Origin of the sequence: Arthrobacter sp. SLBN-53 (assembly GCF_006715585.1) — a bacterium.
GTDB classification, from domain to species: Bacteria; Actinomycetota; Actinomycetes; order Mycobacteriales; family Mycobacteriaceae; genus Mycobacterium; species Mycobacterium neoaurum_A.
This window is the reverse complement of record NZ_VFNN01000001.1, coordinates 5,284,424-5,300,639: the sequence shown is the minus strand read 5'-3', so window position 1 is coordinate 5,300,639 and position 16,216 is coordinate 5,284,424. Positions and strand designations below refer to the sequence as shown.

General features: G+C 63.6%; 15 protein-coding genes. 11 read left to right on the top strand and 4 right to left on the bottom strand.

Annotated elements, in window-relative coordinates; genetic code table 11:
- Window positions 1–42: 42 nt before the first annotated feature.
- Window positions 43–726, top strand: coding sequence for a DDE-type integrase/transposase/recombinase (locus tag FBY28_RS25360; protein ID WP_141869894.1), 684 nt, complete (start codon window positions 43–45; stop codon window positions 724–726).
- A 232-nt stretch (window positions 727–958) separates the two neighbouring features.
- Here FBY28_RS25360 and FBY28_RS26460 read toward each other — a convergent pair whose 3' ends face one another.
- Window positions 959–1,177: a ferredoxin gene (locus FBY28_RS26460; protein WP_141869893.1), complete on the bottom strand. Its 219-nt coding sequence runs from the start codon at window positions 1,175–1,177 to the stop codon at window positions 959–961.
- 129 nt (window positions 1,178–1,306) lie between these two features.
- Window positions 1,307–2,068, bottom strand: coding sequence for a nuclear transport factor 2-like protein (locus FBY28_RS25350; protein WP_141869892.1), 762 nt, complete (start codon window positions 2,066–2,068; stop codon window positions 1,307–1,309).
- 901 nt (window positions 2,069–2,969) lie between these two features.
- On the opposite strand from FBY28_RS25350, the gene FBY28_RS25345 reads away from it, so the two are divergent.
- Both FBY28_RS25345 and FBY28_RS25340 read left to right on the top strand, forming a co-directional pair.
- Window positions 2,970–4,346 (top strand): cytochrome P450, encoded by a 1,377-nt coding sequence (locus FBY28_RS25345; protein ID WP_216847956.1) that lies wholly within the window; start codon window positions 2,970–2,972, stop codon window positions 4,344–4,346.
- A gap of 52 nt (window positions 4,347–4,398) precedes the next feature.
- Window positions 4,399–5,082: a hypothetical protein gene (locus tag FBY28_RS25340; protein WP_141869891.1), complete on the top strand. Its 684-nt coding sequence runs from the start codon at window positions 4,399–4,401 to the stop codon at window positions 5,080–5,082.
- A 64-nt stretch (window positions 5,083–5,146) separates the two neighbouring features.
- On the opposite strand, the gene FBY28_RS25335 is transcribed toward FBY28_RS25340, so the two are convergent.
- Window positions 5,147–6,367 (bottom strand): ABC1 kinase family protein, encoded by a 1,221-nt coding sequence (locus FBY28_RS25335; protein WP_216847955.1) that lies wholly within the window; start codon window positions 6,365–6,367, stop codon window positions 5,147–5,149.
- A gap of 219 nt (window positions 6,368–6,586) precedes the next feature.
- Window positions 6,587–7,201 carry a TetR/AcrR family transcriptional regulator gene (locus tag FBY28_RS25330; RefSeq protein ID WP_141869889.1) on the bottom strand — a complete coding sequence of 205 codons (615 nt, stop codon included), beginning with the start codon at window positions 7,199–7,201 and terminating at the stop codon, window positions 6,587–6,589.
- Between the two features lie 353 nt (window positions 7,202–7,554).
- Between FBY28_RS25330 and FBY28_RS25325 the strand changes: the two genes are divergently transcribed.
- Genes FBY28_RS25325 through FBY28_RS25290 form a run of 8 tightly spaced genes read left to right on the top strand, consistent with a single transcriptional unit; the run spans window position 7,555 to window position 16,212 of the window.
- Window positions 7,555–8,394 (top strand): MlaE family ABC transporter permease, encoded by an 840-nt coding sequence (locus tag FBY28_RS25325; protein WP_216847954.1) that lies wholly within the window; start codon window positions 7,555–7,557, stop codon window positions 8,392–8,394.
- The gene (locus FBY28_RS25320; RefSeq protein WP_216847953.1) at window positions 8,391–9,254 is read left to right on the top strand and encodes an ABC transporter permease; all 864 of its coding nucleotides are present in this window, start codon (window positions 8,391–8,393) and stop codon (window positions 9,252–9,254) included. The genes FBY28_RS25325 and FBY28_RS25320 overlap by 4 nt, the downstream gene beginning before the upstream one ends.
- A 3-nt stretch (window positions 9,255–9,257) precedes the next feature.
- Window positions 9,258–10,688: an MlaD family protein gene (locus FBY28_RS25315; protein WP_141869888.1), complete on the top strand. Its 1,431-nt coding sequence runs from the start codon at window positions 9,258–9,260 to the stop codon at window positions 10,686–10,688.
- The gene (locus tag FBY28_RS25310; RefSeq protein WP_141869887.1) at window positions 10,685–11,725 is read left to right on the top strand and encodes an MlaD family protein; all 1,041 of its coding nucleotides are present in this window, start codon (window positions 10,685–10,687) and stop codon (window positions 11,723–11,725) included. The genes FBY28_RS25315 and FBY28_RS25310 overlap by 4 nt, the downstream gene beginning before the upstream one ends.
- Window positions 11,722–12,777, top strand: coding sequence for an MCE family protein (locus FBY28_RS25305; protein WP_216847952.1), 1,056 nt, complete (start codon window positions 11,722–11,724; stop codon window positions 12,775–12,777). Before FBY28_RS25310 ends, FBY28_RS25305 begins: the two co-directional genes overlap by 4 nt.
- Window positions 12,774–13,889, top strand: coding sequence for an MlaD family protein (locus FBY28_RS25300; protein ID WP_141869886.1), 1,116 nt, complete (start codon window positions 12,774–12,776; stop codon window positions 13,887–13,889). The genes FBY28_RS25305 and FBY28_RS25300 overlap by 4 nt, the downstream gene beginning before the upstream one ends.
- Window positions 13,886–14,986, top strand: coding sequence for an MlaD family protein (locus FBY28_RS25295; protein ID WP_141869885.1), 1,101 nt, complete (start codon window positions 13,886–13,888; stop codon window positions 14,984–14,986). Before FBY28_RS25300 ends, FBY28_RS25295 begins: the two co-directional genes overlap by 4 nt.
- Window positions 14,983–16,212 (top strand): MlaD family protein, encoded by a 1,230-nt coding sequence (locus tag FBY28_RS25290; RefSeq protein ID WP_141869884.1) that lies wholly within the window; start codon window positions 14,983–14,985, stop codon window positions 16,210–16,212. Before FBY28_RS25295 ends, FBY28_RS25290 begins: the two co-directional genes overlap by 4 nt.
- The last annotated feature ends 4 nt before the right edge of the window (window positions 16,213–16,216 follow it).

Genomic DNA, 16,216 nt, shown 5'->3' with positions numbered 1-16,216 from the left:
GCCCGGCAAGAGCACCGGCGAGTCTGCGGAGCTGCCGGACGCGTGGCGGCGGATCAAGTTGTCGGAGCTAGGTTCTGCGCCGAACTCATCGAGGACTGCCGTGCCAGCGCCCTGTTCGACGCCCATAAGGATGATCCGGGGTTCCGGGTATCGCTACCTGGTCGAAGAGCCCGCGATGCCGTTGAGCCGATCGCCGAACGCGCCGCCTGGCGGATCTGCACCGACAACAAGTGGTGGAGCGTGTTCGGAAAGAAGCGCGGCGAGTACGGCAAAGCCGGACCGCCGGTGCACGACGATCTTGTCGAGCGCGACTTCAGAGCAAAGAGACCAAATCAATTGTGGCTCAGTGCTATCACCGGGCATCGCACCGATGAAGGCAAGCTGTATCCCTGCGCGATCAAGGACGTGTTCTCCAATCATGTCGTTGGATCTTCGATCGACTCCCCGGACGAGATCCCGGGTGGCACGACCGCGCTGAGTCGCGCGGTGACACGACGTGGCGGGGTGGCCGGTTGCATTGTGCATAGCGACCGCGGCAGTCAAGTTAGAAGCAGAAAGTTCTTTCACGCCATGAGTCGCTATAACATGGTCGGCTCAATGGGCCGCGTCGGTGCGGCCGGTGAGAATGCGGCCATGGAGAGCTTCTTCAGCCTCCTACAGAAGAATGTGCTCGATCGCCGCCGTTGGACCACAAGGGAGGAACTGAGGATCGCGAACGTCACGTGAATCAAACGGACCTACCATCGCCGCCGGCGCCAAGTCGGACTCGGGCGGTCGACCACGACCGAGTTCGAAGCAATCATGACCACGCGGACCAGTCGGGCCGCGTGACCGAAAACTGTCACCTGATTGCGCAGCAGACCGGATCGGTACCACACCCTGGCGTCGTTCTGTCACTGCGGCATTGGCTGATGAACGGCAACCGCACACGTGGAACCACTAGCTTGACCGAGCGCATTCAACCATGCTGATGGATGACGATGGCTCCCGCTGGACATACAGCTGAGGCCAGGGCCGCTACTCGTACGTGGTCGTGATCAAGCGCTTGCGAGGGTCGGCTTGTTCCGTCTGCCTGTTCGACGAACACTTCGGGGAACGACCGGTAGCAGTACCCGGCTCCCATACACAGGTCTTCGTCCACCCAGAATGAATCGTGGTCGTCAGGAGCCACCGTCATGCCAGACCCCTTCCTGATGGCTCGCCCGACGCAACAACGCGTTCAGCGACGTACTGGGTCGACTTCACCGCACACCGCATCGCCACTCCAATCAATTACGTTCTTGCACAGTTGATTTCATATATTCAGCTAGTCTATTTGGATCGAATGCGCGATACGCGCCTCAACGAACTGGCGACTGTAGGGAAAGCTTCTGTCATACAGCCCAAGCCGGCGACCCCACCGAGGAAGGGTTCGGATCGCCCAAGCTCCAAGGCGAACGATGGCGTCGGCGAAGGGCAACATTTGAAGCAGCGGGACCAAAACGTCTTGGTCGGTGTCGATTCGGGTAATCCTCCAGTCGCCCTCGATCTTGCGCAGGAGGTAGCGGTCGACGCCGCAGCCGCGTACAGACTTGTGCGGCCACGGCAGAAGCCGCTGCCAAAAGAAGCCGGTTCCGCCGCTGTAGGGGAATGCGGCACGGACCTGGCCGTCGAGAAAGTCGTAGTACGGCAAATTGGTGTCGGTGCCATCCCAGGGGTAGAACTTCATCTGTCGAGCGAACATGTATCCGAACCGAGCCAGGTCGAGCGTATTCTCGCGGCCGTAGTACTCGAGCTGTCCCGTGCTGGAGATGGTCCACACCAGATCCTCTGCCCAGCAGTCTCGCAGCGCCTCGGGCGATTCTTCATTCCACGCGGCGAACCACTTTCGCCAGAAGTCGGTTATGCCATCAAGCGGGAACCCGGCAGCGACGTACATGTCTTCCTGTGCTTTACATCGGCTGAGGAACGGTTCTACCAAGGCTTCCGATTCCTCGATGGGCGGGTGCACGCGGCCGGCTGGGGCATGCACATTCCAGCCTGACGACGCGAGGGTCGACCCTGCGGGCGTCTGGTCGATTTCAGTCATGGGTTCGCTTTCTACGGGTCTACGGCGACGGTACGGGCGTGTTGCCCCGGTGATCGGGCGCGTGCTTCAGGCTCTCGGGCGAGGACGGCTGAGGCTGGGCGCCACAGAGGCTTCAGCGATCACGCTGTCGTCCCACGGAGCAACCAACATCACCATGAAGTCCAGCCCTGGGCAACGCATGCGGCACGGGGCCCGCCTCCAGAGGTAGCGGCTCGCCGAGGTGTACTAAGCTTCGGTTCGCCATCGTGCATCAATGAACTGTATATGTATCACTGATTCTGAGGCAAGAAGCACTGGCTGCCTTCTTCGGAGATCGTTGACGCACACCTCGTTGGCACCAGCTGCGACACCTCCGATGACCAGCTATACGCGAAAATGGGGAAGAAGATGCTGCAGAGCGGGCCAGGCAGGGCAGGCGACTCAGGACAGAGATCATTGCCGCCGCGACATAGCCAGTGTTGAATCAACAATCGTTTTCTGATTCACCGTTGCGGTCCTCGGCGAGATCTGCCTACGATGCGTTCCCGCGACCGCATCGCAGGCGAACGCTCCACCGACGACGAGGCCGCCGACTGCCCTACCGGCAGAAAGACAGCGCACATCAGCGTCTTTCGAGATCTAGATCGCGGGTGCCTTCGTCGAATCACCGCGCCTACACAGAAGAGGAACCCACACATTGACCGAGCCACCGAGCCGTCCGACGGTCGACGCCATTCCCGCCTGCCCCGTCGGGCCGAGCGCACAGGGTCTCAGCGCGACTGATGCCGGTGTGCCGCCGACATCTGACGCGAGAGCCGGGGATCTTGGCGCGATACCGCAACTCCGCCCTCGGTTCACGGCAGGTCGGCTGAGCGTGCTGGGTGCCTTGAGACAGGATCCCTATTGGCCCACACGCATGGGGGTGCCGACTCTGCTCGGCGCGGTCCGCGGTGTGGGCAGACCGACACCGCTGCCACCGGGACCCAAGGGACTGCCCTTCGTAGGATCGCTGTTCGAGTTGCGGCGCAACCCCTTCGAGTACATGCGCCGCAGCGCTCAAGAATACGGCGACGTATTTCGGGTGCCGTTGCCGTTGATCGATATGGTCGCCGTTACCCACCCCGATCTGGTGAGCGCGTTCATGGATGAGTCGACCGGTCGATACAGCATGGCCGGCCCGGCAAGCTTCGCCTGGCCGATCATCGGCGCAGCTGTGCCGATGCTCGAAGGGCCCAAGTTCCGCGAGCGACGAAAGATGCTGCTGCCCATGTTCTCCCGCCGGCACCTCGCGCGGATTGGCGACGTGATCGCCGACGAGTTCGTCAACCGCGTCGATACGTGGGGGGAATGGGCGGACTCGGGACGCGTTGTCGACCTGCAGCATGAGATCGCCAAGGTCACGCTCCCTGCTTTCCTTCGTGCGATGTTCTCTTCCTCGATCACCGAGGAAGAGATTCACAACACCGACATCGACATCCGAATGATGATGGCGCTGGTCGGCGGCGCGTCGATGCTCATGCCTTTCCCTAACCTCCTGCCGTGGTGGGGTCGCCAGAGCGTGCCTCGTTCAGCTCCGAGGCTCTACATGCTTGTCCGGAGGCTTATTAGGCGACGTCGCGAGAATCCCGTCGATACCAGGGACCTCCTCAGCATCCTGCTGGAGGCGCGCTATGAGGATGGTTCCGCGCTGTCCGAGCGTGACCTGGCCATGGAGCTGATGGCCTTGATCGGCGGTGGCTATGAGACCGTGGTGGCCTCGTTGTCGTGGACTCTGGCACTGTTGTTGGCTGAGCCCGATCACCTGTCGACGTTGTATGCCGAGATTAGTGCGCTCGGCGGTGCGGTACCGACTCCCGATGACCTTCCCCGATTGACTTGGGCGAAGGCCTGCTTTGATGAAGGTCAACGGCTGCAGGGACATCCGCTAAATCCACGCTTCGCCATGGCAGACAATGAGCTTGGTGGTTACGTCCTTCCCAAGTTCACGATGGTGGGCGCTCCGATGTATGCCATTCACCGCGACCCTCGGTGGTGGCCCGATCCCGACGTGTACGATCCGCGACGCTTCACCGACGAGGCAGTCGTCCGGGCACGTCCACGTTTGGCCTTCATGCCCTTCGGTTCAGGTCCACACCACTGCATCGGCACCGGCCTTGCCTACATGAATGCTCAATTCCTGCTGGCGATCATCTTTCAACGCTATCGCTTGCACCTGCAGCCGGGATGGCAACCGCAGCACAAGTTCTCCTTCTCGGTCACCGTTGACGGCGGCCTGCCGGTGACGCTCAGCCGAGTGTGAGCGCTGACCGTAGAGATGCTCCCCGTACGTCCACCTCAGAAAGGAAGCTCCAATGACTCTCGTTCACAAGGCGTTTACCGAAACTCCATACACGCCTGAGCTGTTCAGTTTCGTCAGCCGTTTCGAGTCGCCGATCGCCCAGCAGTACTTCGCGATCATGCCGCAGTTCCTTGACAGGGTCAAAGCCCAGGAGGAAGCCATGTGTGCCGCCGGCGTGCCAGCCGACGGGATCACCGATTTTCTGCGCGACTATATGCATGCATGGGATCAAGACGATGACACGAAGTTCGATCTACGCAGAGCATTGGCGTGCGTCACCGAAGACATGGTGTTCACACTCTCGGCGACGTTCAAGTATCAATGGCGTAATCACAAAGTGGGCTGGAGTAGCTCGCGGCTGGCCAAGGTATGCTCGGCCCTGCTCTACGGCGGCAGCCGGGAAGTGATCTTCGGACCGATGAGCGATTCTCCCGATGATCTGCCCACCTTCAGCTTCTACGATGACACCTTGCGGATCGCGATGCCGTGGGGCATCCCCTTCGAAGGCGCGTGGAGCCGCTGGATTCCTCGCTTCCTGCAGTTCGGGCCGCTGCGGCGGACCTGGTTGATCACAGGGATGGACCGCTATGTCATGCGCCGCGAGAACAACGAATGGCGCATCGCCCGCATCGATACCGATTGGGACATTGCACAAGCTCTCATGCAGCTGCTGCCAATCCGTACACCGACCTTCTGAGAAGCCGACAAGTTGTTCGACAGCATCCGATGACGCCACGGCCGTCGCGGGGTTGGCCGTGGCGTCATCGGTACGACGAGCGCCACCGCGCGATCTGGCGGCCGATGTCGGTCTGTGAGGGCTCGTCATAGAGCCATTCACGAGCGAGTCGGTGCCAGTTGTTGGTGGCCGCCAGTTGTCCAAGTGTGGCGGCGGTCATGAACGCCGCGCGGCGCGCGAAGAGGTGTTCAGGGGGAAGGTGCTGACGGGTGACGGCGGCGAACTCCGATGACGTGGGATCCATGGCAAGCACCAGCGAGGTGGTTGCCAGCTCCGCAGTCATGCACACGGGCTCATCGCGCAGAAACCAGTCGCAGGTGGACCACACGTATTCCAGTACGTCACGCGGGGCCACCTTCGATCGCCGGTCAACGATGCCCCGCTCGACGGCAAGACGGTAGACGTCCTCGGCGCGACGCTCGACGGCCCCGCATAGCACCGCCTTTTCCAACCCCACGTGCACCGGATCCATCCGCTGGTGAAGGCCGAAATCTACGAATCCCACGCGCCCGTCGCGGCACAGCAGAACATTGCCCGGGTGCGGATCGCCACCGAACTCGTGATCGATGTATAGCGAACTGACATAGAACCGAAAGATCAACTCCCCATATATGTTTCGGTCGTCTTGTGGAGCAGCGCTCATGTCGTCGAAACCGACACCGTCGAGGTAGTCGGTCACCAGGACGCGGGGACTGCAGTGAGCCACCACGGCATCGGGAACGTGCACGAAGGGGTGATCGCGGTAGCGCGCAGCGACCTGGTGCTGGGTGTGCGCCTCGCGCAGGTAGTCCAGTTCACCTTCCAACTGCTGAGTGATCTCGTCGATCATTGCGGTGTTCAGAGAGGGATACAGGGCGCGCATCAGTACCATGGCGGCCGCCATGTTGCGCACGTCGGAGCGCACCGCAGCGTCGATCCCGGGATACTGGACCTTGACCACCACGTCACGACCGTCGAGCAGGCGTGCTCGATGCACCTGGCCGATCGAGGCGGCCGCCAGTGGAGAGTCATCGAAGTCTGAGAACACTGCCTTCATCGGGCCGAGGTCCTCCTCGATTACCCCGCGCATGTCCGCAGCAGACACGACCGGCGCCTGATCGCGCAACGCTGCCAGCTTGGCGCGAAACTCTTCTCGCCGCGATTCGGGCACCAGTCCGAGGTCGAACACCGACATGGCTTGTCCGACCTTCATCGCCACCCCCTTCATGCTTCCCAGGACGTCGACCAGATTCTCGGCGGCGTCCATGGCGGCACGATCAGCCAGCACCTCTTTCGCGCGTTCGGACCGACCCACCATGGACAGCCGAGCGCCGGCGCCGCGTGCGGCCTGGCGGGCGGCGAGTTTGCCCAGCGTCACACCTCTGGCCACGCGGCCACCTGAGATCGGCTTCGCCATGTTCGCGGCATTTCCTTCCGCTCATCACGGGCTGCTATGACCGGCCCGCAAGTTTCGGGTATCGCCAGATCAGCGCGACGCCTGTAGGACGGGGATGAGATATCGGTGGGCGAAGGCGCGGGCGGTGGCCTCGTCGTCCACGACGACATAGGGCGACGGTGAGATCACGAGTGTCGCGGTGATCCGCAACGACACATCGAGCGCTCGCTCGATCGCCTCGGCCGAATACTCTTCGTCACTGAGGATGGTGGCCGCGGCACTGACATAATCGCGATACCGCGAGGCATCCATGTCCAGGATGCGGCGGGTGAACGTGTCGCTTTCGTATTCCAGGAGTGCACGCAACATCGGGTGACTGCGCACTTCCCGCATGCCCATCACGAATACCTCGATCATCTTGTCCTCGATCGAGGTCTTCGCCGAGACCGCGGGATAGGCGCGACTGAAAAACCCGACCACCTCGCGTTGGGTTACGGCGGCGACGATCTGGTCCTTGTCACCGCACTGGCGGTAGAGCGTGGGCCGCGATACCCCTGCCCTGTGGGCGATCGCGGCGACCGAGGTCCGCGCAATGCCGTGGTTGACGAACTCCGCCAACGCGGCATCGAGCATGCGCTCCCTGGACGACGTACCCGGCCGTTGCTCCAGCGCCGTCAGTGATGCCGCAAGCGCCGAGAGGTCCATGGTCCACCAGGGTAGGACATGCGTGCCCGACCGTCGGCACTACGAAGCAACGCACTCGCCTCTCGGCATCAACCCGACTGCCACAGATTCCTGCACATATCTACACACCAGTGGCGGGCGTGTCCCACGAAATGCATAGCGCTTCGCAACATTGTTGCAGGTCAACGCTTTACCGCCCATGCGGGATCGCTTCGATTCGCAATACCCACTCGCCACCACCGCGCGTTGTGTGTAACAATGAATCAACTTTGATTCAGTGATGTACGGCACGTGAGCGGCCTTTGCGGCCTATCCGATGCCGTGCGTCACGACCCGGGGGGCCGAGGTGTACTGCTACATCAACGAGGTGTTGAGTGGCGATTGTTGACCGCGGCCTCGACCGTGCACCCGCGGTGATCAAACGGGTCCTGCACGCTCACCCGATCGCCGCACTCGAGACCGTCGGCGCGCAGGTCGCGCTGGGGGTACGCGTCATGCAGTACACGGTGCTCGACGGCGTGCGGCTACGCACCGATCTCGTCGAGACTCTCAAGCAGGCAGCGTTCATGTCCGCGACGGCGTTCACCCCCACCGTGCTGGTCACCATTCCCATCTGTGTCACACTGTCGATCCAATTCGCATTGGTTGCAGGGCAAGTCGGTGCTTCCTCGCTCGCCGGTGCAGCAACCGGAATGGTAGTCATCCGCCAAGGCGCACCGCTGGTGGCGTCTCTCCTGCTGGCGACCGCCGTCGGTTCGGCCGTGTGCGCCGACCTGGGATCGCGGGCGATCCGGGAAGAGATCGAAGCGCTGCAGGTGATGGGAATCGATCCCGTGCGGCGGTTGGTGGTACCCCGCCTCGTTGCCATCGTGGTGATCGGGATCCTGCTCACCGGGATGACCACCTTCGTCGGGTTCATCGCCAGCTATCTGTTCACCGTCTACGTCCAAGAGGGCACACCCGGGTCCTTCGTCGCGACGTTCGCCTCGTTCTCGACGATTGGTGATCTGTGGCTGGCTATCGGCAAGTCTGCCGTCTTCGGGGTCATCGTGGCGGTGGTGTGCTGTCACAAGGGTTTGACGACACGCGGTGGGCCGGCAGGCGTGGCGAACTCGGTCAACGCCGCGGTGGTGGAGGCCGTGCTGTTGATGATGATCGTCAACCTCACCCTCAGCCAGGTCTATGACCTGGTATTCCCCAGGGCTACCCTGTGAACGCCTCCGCACCGTCGAAATACGCTGTAGCGCAACTGGCATTCCTGCGCTCGGCGAGGCAGCCGATCACCCGAATCGTCACCACTGCCGGGCATCTGGTGGAGTTCGCGTTTCGGGTGCTGGTCTCCCTCCCGGTGGTCGTGACGCGCTATCGCGCCGAGCTGCTCCGGCAGCTGTCCGATGTCACCTTTGGAAACGGATCGATCGTCGTCGGCGGGGGAACACTGAACGTCGCCGCGGTGCTCGGACTGACCGCCGGCGGCTTGGTGGCGGTCGAGGGTTTCAACGCACTCAACCTGCTCGGGTTGGGCCCCGCCATGGGGTTGGTGTCCTCGTTTGCCATCACCCGGGAACTGGCGCCGGTGATGATCGCCATGGCCTTCATTGCGCAAGCCGGGTGCCGCTGCACGGCTCAGCTCGGTGCGATGCGCATCAGTGAAGAGATCGACGCACTCGATGCCCTGGCGATCAAACCGATCCCCTACCTGGTGGCTACTCGCGTGCTGGGTTCGGTGATCGCCGTGATCCCGTTGTTTCTGACCGCACTGGCACTGGCCTACGCAGCGTGCCAATTCGTCAGTCTCATCGCCGGCCAATCAGCGGGCTCTTACCTGCACTACTTCTCGATGGTGCTGACCGCACGCGACATTCTCTTCGCCACCATCAAGGCGACGATCTTCGTGTTCATCTCCTCGACCATCCAGAACTACTACGGCTTCTACGCTTCGGGCGGCCCGGAGGGCGTCGGAGTTGCAGCCGGGAAGGCCATGCGCGCCAGCGTCACCGCCGTGATGATCGTCAACATGCTGCTGACCATGGCGCTGTGGGGCGTGGTCTCGGGTGCACGGCTGGGTGGGTGACAGATGCCCAATCCCCTGGACCCAGATCCGCGAGCCAGTTCCCAGCAACGCCTGGCGGTGCTGGGCGCGTGTTCGATCGTCATCGTCGTGTGCGCCGCCGTGCTGATGGTGGCCCAGTCCCGCGGACTCCTCGACGACTTCGTCCGCGTGCGAATCGATTTGACCGACATCGGCGACGGTCTGCCGGTGCGCTCGGACGTGAAATTCCGTGGCGTATTGGTGGGTATGGTCACCGCGGTCACCGCCTCACCAGATGGCCGCGGTCCCAACACCGTCGAGGTGTTCCTGGATCCCGAGTATGCCAACCACATTCCCAGCTCCGTGACCGCCCGCGTCGTGCCGGCCAACCTGTTCGCCGTCTCGGCCGTGCAACTGGTTGATCACGACGGCGAACTCGGCACACTGCGGGACGGATCGGTGATCCGCGAGGACCGGACACTGCCCACCGTGCTGTTTCAGAACGTGCTGGCCAAGTTACGTGAAGTGGTCAATGCCGCCGCACAAGCGCCCAACGGCGACGATGTCGGTGCCCTGACGGCGTTGACTCAGGCGACTCAGGGCCGAGGCGACAAAATCATCGCCGCTGCAGGCGGGTTGAACCGCATCGTGACCCAGCTGAACGCTCAGATGGCCGGTCCCACATCCGGCGAGGGCACGCTGTCGACGTTGCGGGATGCCGCCGACGTCCTGCGCGCCGCTGCACCCGAACTGTCGGAAACGTTGGATGCCTCCCTGCAGCCGATGCGCACGCTAGCCGAACAGCGCAGCGCCTTGGCGGAGTTCCTCTCCGGCGGACTCACCACCACGTCCACCATCGCCGACGCCCTCGACCACCAAAGCGACCGGATGATCACCATCAGCACTCAACTCAGCCCCGCGCTGGGCGTCATCGCCGAGCACGCCGACCAGTTCCACGGGGTCGCAACCCGACTACAGACGTTGGGCAACAAGTTCTACGACGAGGCCTGGGACCCTGCGACCAATCTCGTCACCATCAAGGCCGCCGTCGGATTCGCGCCGACCCGAACCTATGTGCGTGCCGACTGCCCCCGCTACGGGCAGCTGGCCGGACCCAGTTGCCAGACCGCCCCCGAGGTCCCCACCGCGCCAGACCTGCTGCCCGCCTTGGACTCGATGGGCCTGCCTGCGCCACCAGGGGTCCCCGAAAACCGGCCCAATCTCGCGCCGCCGCGGGACTCGATCGACCAGGGGCCCCCTGCAGCATCCCCCGCCCAGCCTCCTGCCCCAACCGAAGCCGGTCCGGCGCAGCCTGCGGCCTTCGGTGGCACCGTCGGGCCGGTCGGCAGCGACGACGAGCGCGCTCAGCTCAGCCGCATCATCGGCGGGCCCGCAACCTCGGTGACCCAGCTTCTGCTCGGACCGATCACCCGCGGCGCCACGGTCGAGGTCACCCCCGCAGGGGGGGTGCGATGACACGGCATCGCCGCACACTGCTCGGACTGGCGCTGTTCACTACCTTCAGCCTCCTGGCCACCTGGCTCGTCTTCACCACCGTCGACCGAGGCGTCTCTGGCCCCACCTCGACCTACACAGCCGTATTCACCGATGTCTCCGGGTTGGCCGTCGGAGATGACGTCCGCGTGGCCGGGGTCCGCATCGGACGTGTGGATGCGATCGAGCTCGTCGATAACCAGGCGCAGGTCACTTTTCGTACACAGCAATCCCAAACGCTCTACAGCACCACTCTGGCATCGGTGACCTATCAAAACGTCATCGGCCAGCGCTACCTCGGCTTGTCAGACCGTGGCGGTCAGCGCCAGATACTTCCCGCCGGCGGCCGCATCGCCCACACCACACCCTCATTCGATATTTCCACCTTGCTCAACGGATTCGAACCACTGTTCACCGAGCTGGACCCCGACCAGGTCAACAACCTGACCAACGCCATCGTGCTGGCGTTCCAAGGCGGCCGAGGCTCACTTGCGTCCCTGACTTCGCAGGCCTCCCACCTGGCCGCCACGCTGGCCGGACCCGATCAGTCACTGGCCGTCATGATCACCGACCTCGACGCCCTGACGGCTGCGGTAGTCCGCCAGGCAGACGCGCTGGAATCCATTCTGGCGCAGTCACATCACATCGTCGCCGACATTGCGCAACGCCGAGAAGGTCTTCTCGCCTCCATGGCCTCGATCACCGGCACGCTGGACAAACTCGGCCGAATCGTCGCCGCCATCACTCCCGATGTCCAGGCGCTCGTGGGACGCGAACCCGGCTTCCTACAGCACGGACTCAACGACGGCCGCGCGCGCTTTGCCTACATGGCCGCCAACCTCCCCCTACTGCTCAAAGGGCTGGCCCGCATCACCCAGGAAGGCAGCTACGTCAACGCCTACGCCTGCGACGTCGACTTCGGCCTGTGGCAGGGCCTGCTGCACTGGTTCCGCGCCTTTGTCATCGCTGCCACACCTGGCGCGGTCGACGCACCCCGACACTCCCCGGTGTGCCGATGACCACGATGACCACCACCCAGCGCGCATTGCGGACACACCTGCGCCGACCCATCGAGAACTGGAACCGACCCTGGCTGGGCCTGACCGCCATCCTGGCCGGCGCTGCTCTGCTCGTCTCGGTGGTGGTCGTCAGCCACCTCGATATCGGCCGGATCCGCTACACCGCCGAGTTCCTACAGGCGGCCCAACTCAGTACCGGCGACCGCGTCACCATCGCCGGCATCGAGGTCGGCACGGTCAACGACATCACCCTGGCCGGCACCCACGTGCTGGCCACCTTCAGTGTCGACAAGAATGTCCGGATCGGCGCAGACAGCCGTGCCGCGATCAAACTGACCACGATCTTGGGATCGCGCTATCTGGAACTGACACCTGCCGGTGACGGCGTGCTGCAGGATCGACGTATACCCCAGGAGCGCACTGCTGTTCCCTACGACCTGCAGCGCACCCTGGCCGACGCCACCGACTCGCTGGGCTCCATCGACGCCGCCCAGATGACCCGGTCGGTGGAGGTCATGAATACCGCGCTGCAGGGCCTGCCCGAACAACTTCCCGAGGCCCTGGGCAATCTGCGTTCCCTGACCGATGTCGTCGCCACTCGACGCGGCCAGCTGTCCACCCTGCTGACCAATGTCGACACCGTCGTCGATCTGCTGGTCCGGCAAAAGGCCGAGCTCGGATCGCTGGTTCTGCAAGGCAATCAGCTCCTCGACGAGATCACCACACGACGGGCAGCCATGCAGAGGCTGTTCGACGGTGTCACCACATTGGTCGAGCACGCCCACACGATCCTGCGTGACGAGCCGCACCTCGACGAACTGATCGAAAATTCCCACGAGTTCACCCGCATGCTGGCAGAACATGACGCACTGCTGCGCAGCGTTCTTGAGACCGCACCCGTGGCCGTACGCAACGTGGCCAACGTCACCGGCAGCGGAAACTCCGTGAGCCTCAACGTGCCCGCCGGCCCCTTCGTCGACTCTTGGATGTGCGCGCTCAGTGGCCGCGCCAGGCAGTTCAACCTGGTCGAGTACTTCAAGGATTGTCAATGACACGACGTTGCAAGATCGTGCTCATCACAACCGTTCTCGCTGTGGCGTCGGTGGTCGGCGCATTGTTCGTCCCGCGGCTGCTACCCAGTCACATCACCGTGACGGCGCACTTCGCCGATGGGGTGGGCCTGTACGTCGACAACGCGGTCTCCGTCCTCGGCATGCCCATCGGCCATGTCACCAAGATCGAACCCCGCGGCGGATATGTCGATGTCACCCTCAAGATCGACAAGGACGTCGAGATCCCCGCCGATGTTTCGGCGGTCACCGTATCGGCCTCGCTGCTCACCGACCGCCACGTCGAACTCACCCCGCCTTACACCGGCGGCCCGACACTGCGTGATGGCGACCAGATCGGTCTCGGAAACACCCGCACACCGGTCGAATTCGATCAGACGCTGGCCACGATGGACAAGCTGGGAACGGCACTGCGCGGTGACGGTGACGGTGGCGGACCGCTCGGCGACCTGGTCGCCATCGGATCACAGATCACCAGCGAGGATTCCGACAGAATCAAGTCCACTCTCGACAGCCTCGCACAGGCCCTGCAGGTCGGTCCCGATGGCGGTGCGGAGACGCAGCGGAGCATGAGTGACATTCTGAGCGGTGTCGGTGAACTCACCCAGAGCGCCGCGACCAACGACGCCGCCATTCGCCACTTCGGTTCCAATGTCCGCCAACTCAGCGATATCCTCGCCGACCAGGACCTCGGATCGGGCGACACCGGCGCCAAGGCCAACGAACTCCTCCAACAAGTCACCGACCTTCTGCAACGCCACCGCGACGAACTCCGCGAGACCTTCACCTACGCATCGTCGATCACCGACACACTGGCGGCCAACCAACGCGGACTCAAGGAGCTCCTCGATGTCGCGCCGCTGGCCGTCGACAACGTCGCCAATGTCATCGATCCCGCGGCCGGCAGCCTGCGCGTGCACCTCATGATCGACAAGATCGTCCTCAATGGCCAATTCGCCAAGGAAGTCTGCAATCTGATGGGCCTCAAACAGCTCAGCTGCGCCTCCGGAACACTGCGGGACTACGGCCCCGACTTCGGACTGTCATCAGTACTGGACCTGATGGCCAACGGTGTGACCGGAGCACCCCGATGAGCCGCGGCAACATCCTGTCCACCGCCCGCATCAGCCTGGCCTGCTCCGCTGCGATACTTCTCGCCGGATGTGGTTCCGGGCTGGACGCAGTACCGCTGCCCTCCCCCGGCCCCAGCGGTCAAAACTATGAACTGACAGCCCAATTCACGGACGCACTCAACCTTCCGGCCAAAGCCAAGGTGCGGCTCTACGGCGCCGATATCGGTGAGGTGACCGACATCACCGCCCACGACTTCACCGCCCAGGTCCGCATGAGAATCAGCGCACGCATCGAACTGCCGACCGGATCGACCGCAGAGCTGCGCTCAGCCACACCCCTGGGTGATGTGTTCGTCCAACTGCGGCCGGGCCCCGGGACCACACCGTTGCACGACGGCGACACCATCAGCGTCGGCGACACCGCCGCAGCACCCACGGTGGAAGAACTCCTCAGCTCGATGGCTCTGTTGACCAACGGTGGATCCATCCGCGCCCTGGCCGACAGAATCAACGGCGCCGGACGTGCCATCGGTTCCGATGGCACCAAACTGAGCGACCTGATCGGCCACACCCGCACGCTGCTCGACGGGCTCAGCGCACGCAACGACCAACTGGATGCCGCACTGCAGAGCACCCGGGACTTGACCGCTGACCTCAGCGTCCACCGCAGCACCATCGAGAATTCCCTGTCGGCCGGTGCACCGGCACTGTCCGTCCTCGCCGAAAACACCGGCAGTTTACTGGATCTGGCCGACCGCGTCGGACGCATCAGCGCTCAACTGTCCCGATTCCCCTCGCTACAGGGCACCGACACCACGAGCGTGGCCGCCGACCTGAATCAGCTGTCGACCATCCTCAACGACATCTCCACCGACCCCAACCTCTCGCTGACATCGTTCAACCGACTACTGGGTATCTTCACCAAGATCACCAATTCCACCTCGGCGCACGCCCGCCTGGAAATCGCCAAGCTCGCCCTGGTGCCTTGGCCGGACAAGAACTACCCCGGCGATCCGGGCTTTCACGGTCCCGACGGCACCGACTGGCACCAGCTCGTCGGTGGCCTGCGCTACCAGTGGAATCTGCTACTGGGCAGAATCTACGGAGCCAACCGATGACGTCGATCATCACACGGGTACGCCGGCATCGCGGCGCACTGTCCTGCCTCGGATTGGCATTCATCACAGTTTTGTCCGGCCTCTACATCGCATTCGGAACCACCACGGTGAACCCCCTGACCCCGACCATGACGATCACCGTGCGCATCCCAGAATCCGGCGGACTGTTGGCACAGCAGGAAGTCACCTACCGCGGCATCCCCATCGGACGCGTGCAGTCGATAGTCCTCGACGGCCGCGGCGTCCAGGCCGTTCTGAAGATCCAGTCCTCGGCTCGCATACCTCGCGACAGCCCGGTCCGGGTATCGGGACTGTCGGCCGGCGGCGAACAGTTCATCGACTTTCGGCCCGATGACGACCACGGCCCCTACCTGAACAACGGCGCGGTCATAGAAGGGTCTCAGGTGACGCTTCCCACCACGCTGCCGACCATCATCGATCACAGCCGCGGTGCGCTCGCCCAGATCGACACCGACAAGTTACGCGCCATGATGGCCGAGCTGCGCGTCAGCCACGACGGCCCGCGCAAACTCGCGGCCATCCTCGACGGCGCCACGCTGCTGGCCACGACGGTGGACTCGGTGCTACCGGAACTCACCAGCACCTTGAGCACCACGAAGATCGTCTTCGGAACCCTCGCCGACTCCGGAGCAGGTCTTCAGCAGACGGCCGCCAACGCCCACCACATCCTGGCCGGGGTCGGCGCCATGGACGACGGCTTCCGCACCCTGGTGCTCCGCGGCAATCCGCAGTTGACCGCCGCCAACGACCTCATCACCGACAACCGCCAGAACGTGGTGCAGATTCTCGGCAACTTGACCACGCTGTCCCAGATCGTCTATCAGCGCATCCCCGCCCTCGAAGACCTCTGGCGACCCGACCGCGATCCCGTGATCGACCGAATCTCCTCGGTACTGCACGACGGCGGCATCTGGGGCGTCGGCGACATCTACCCGAAGTATCGCTGCGACTACGACCTGCCCCGCGCCGCTCCCACCCAAGCCGACTTCCCCGAGCCCTACCTCTACACCTACTGCGACAACCCCGATCCGTCCGTTCTGGTCCGCGGCGCTCGCAACGCACCACGTCCACCGGACGACGACACTGCGGGCCCGCCGCCGGGACACGACCCACTGGCCCGGACCGCAGCTACCCCGCAGTACCCGCCCTACACAATGCCCACCGATTACGCCGGGCCCCCCATGCCCCAACAGCCGCCCAACTGAGCAA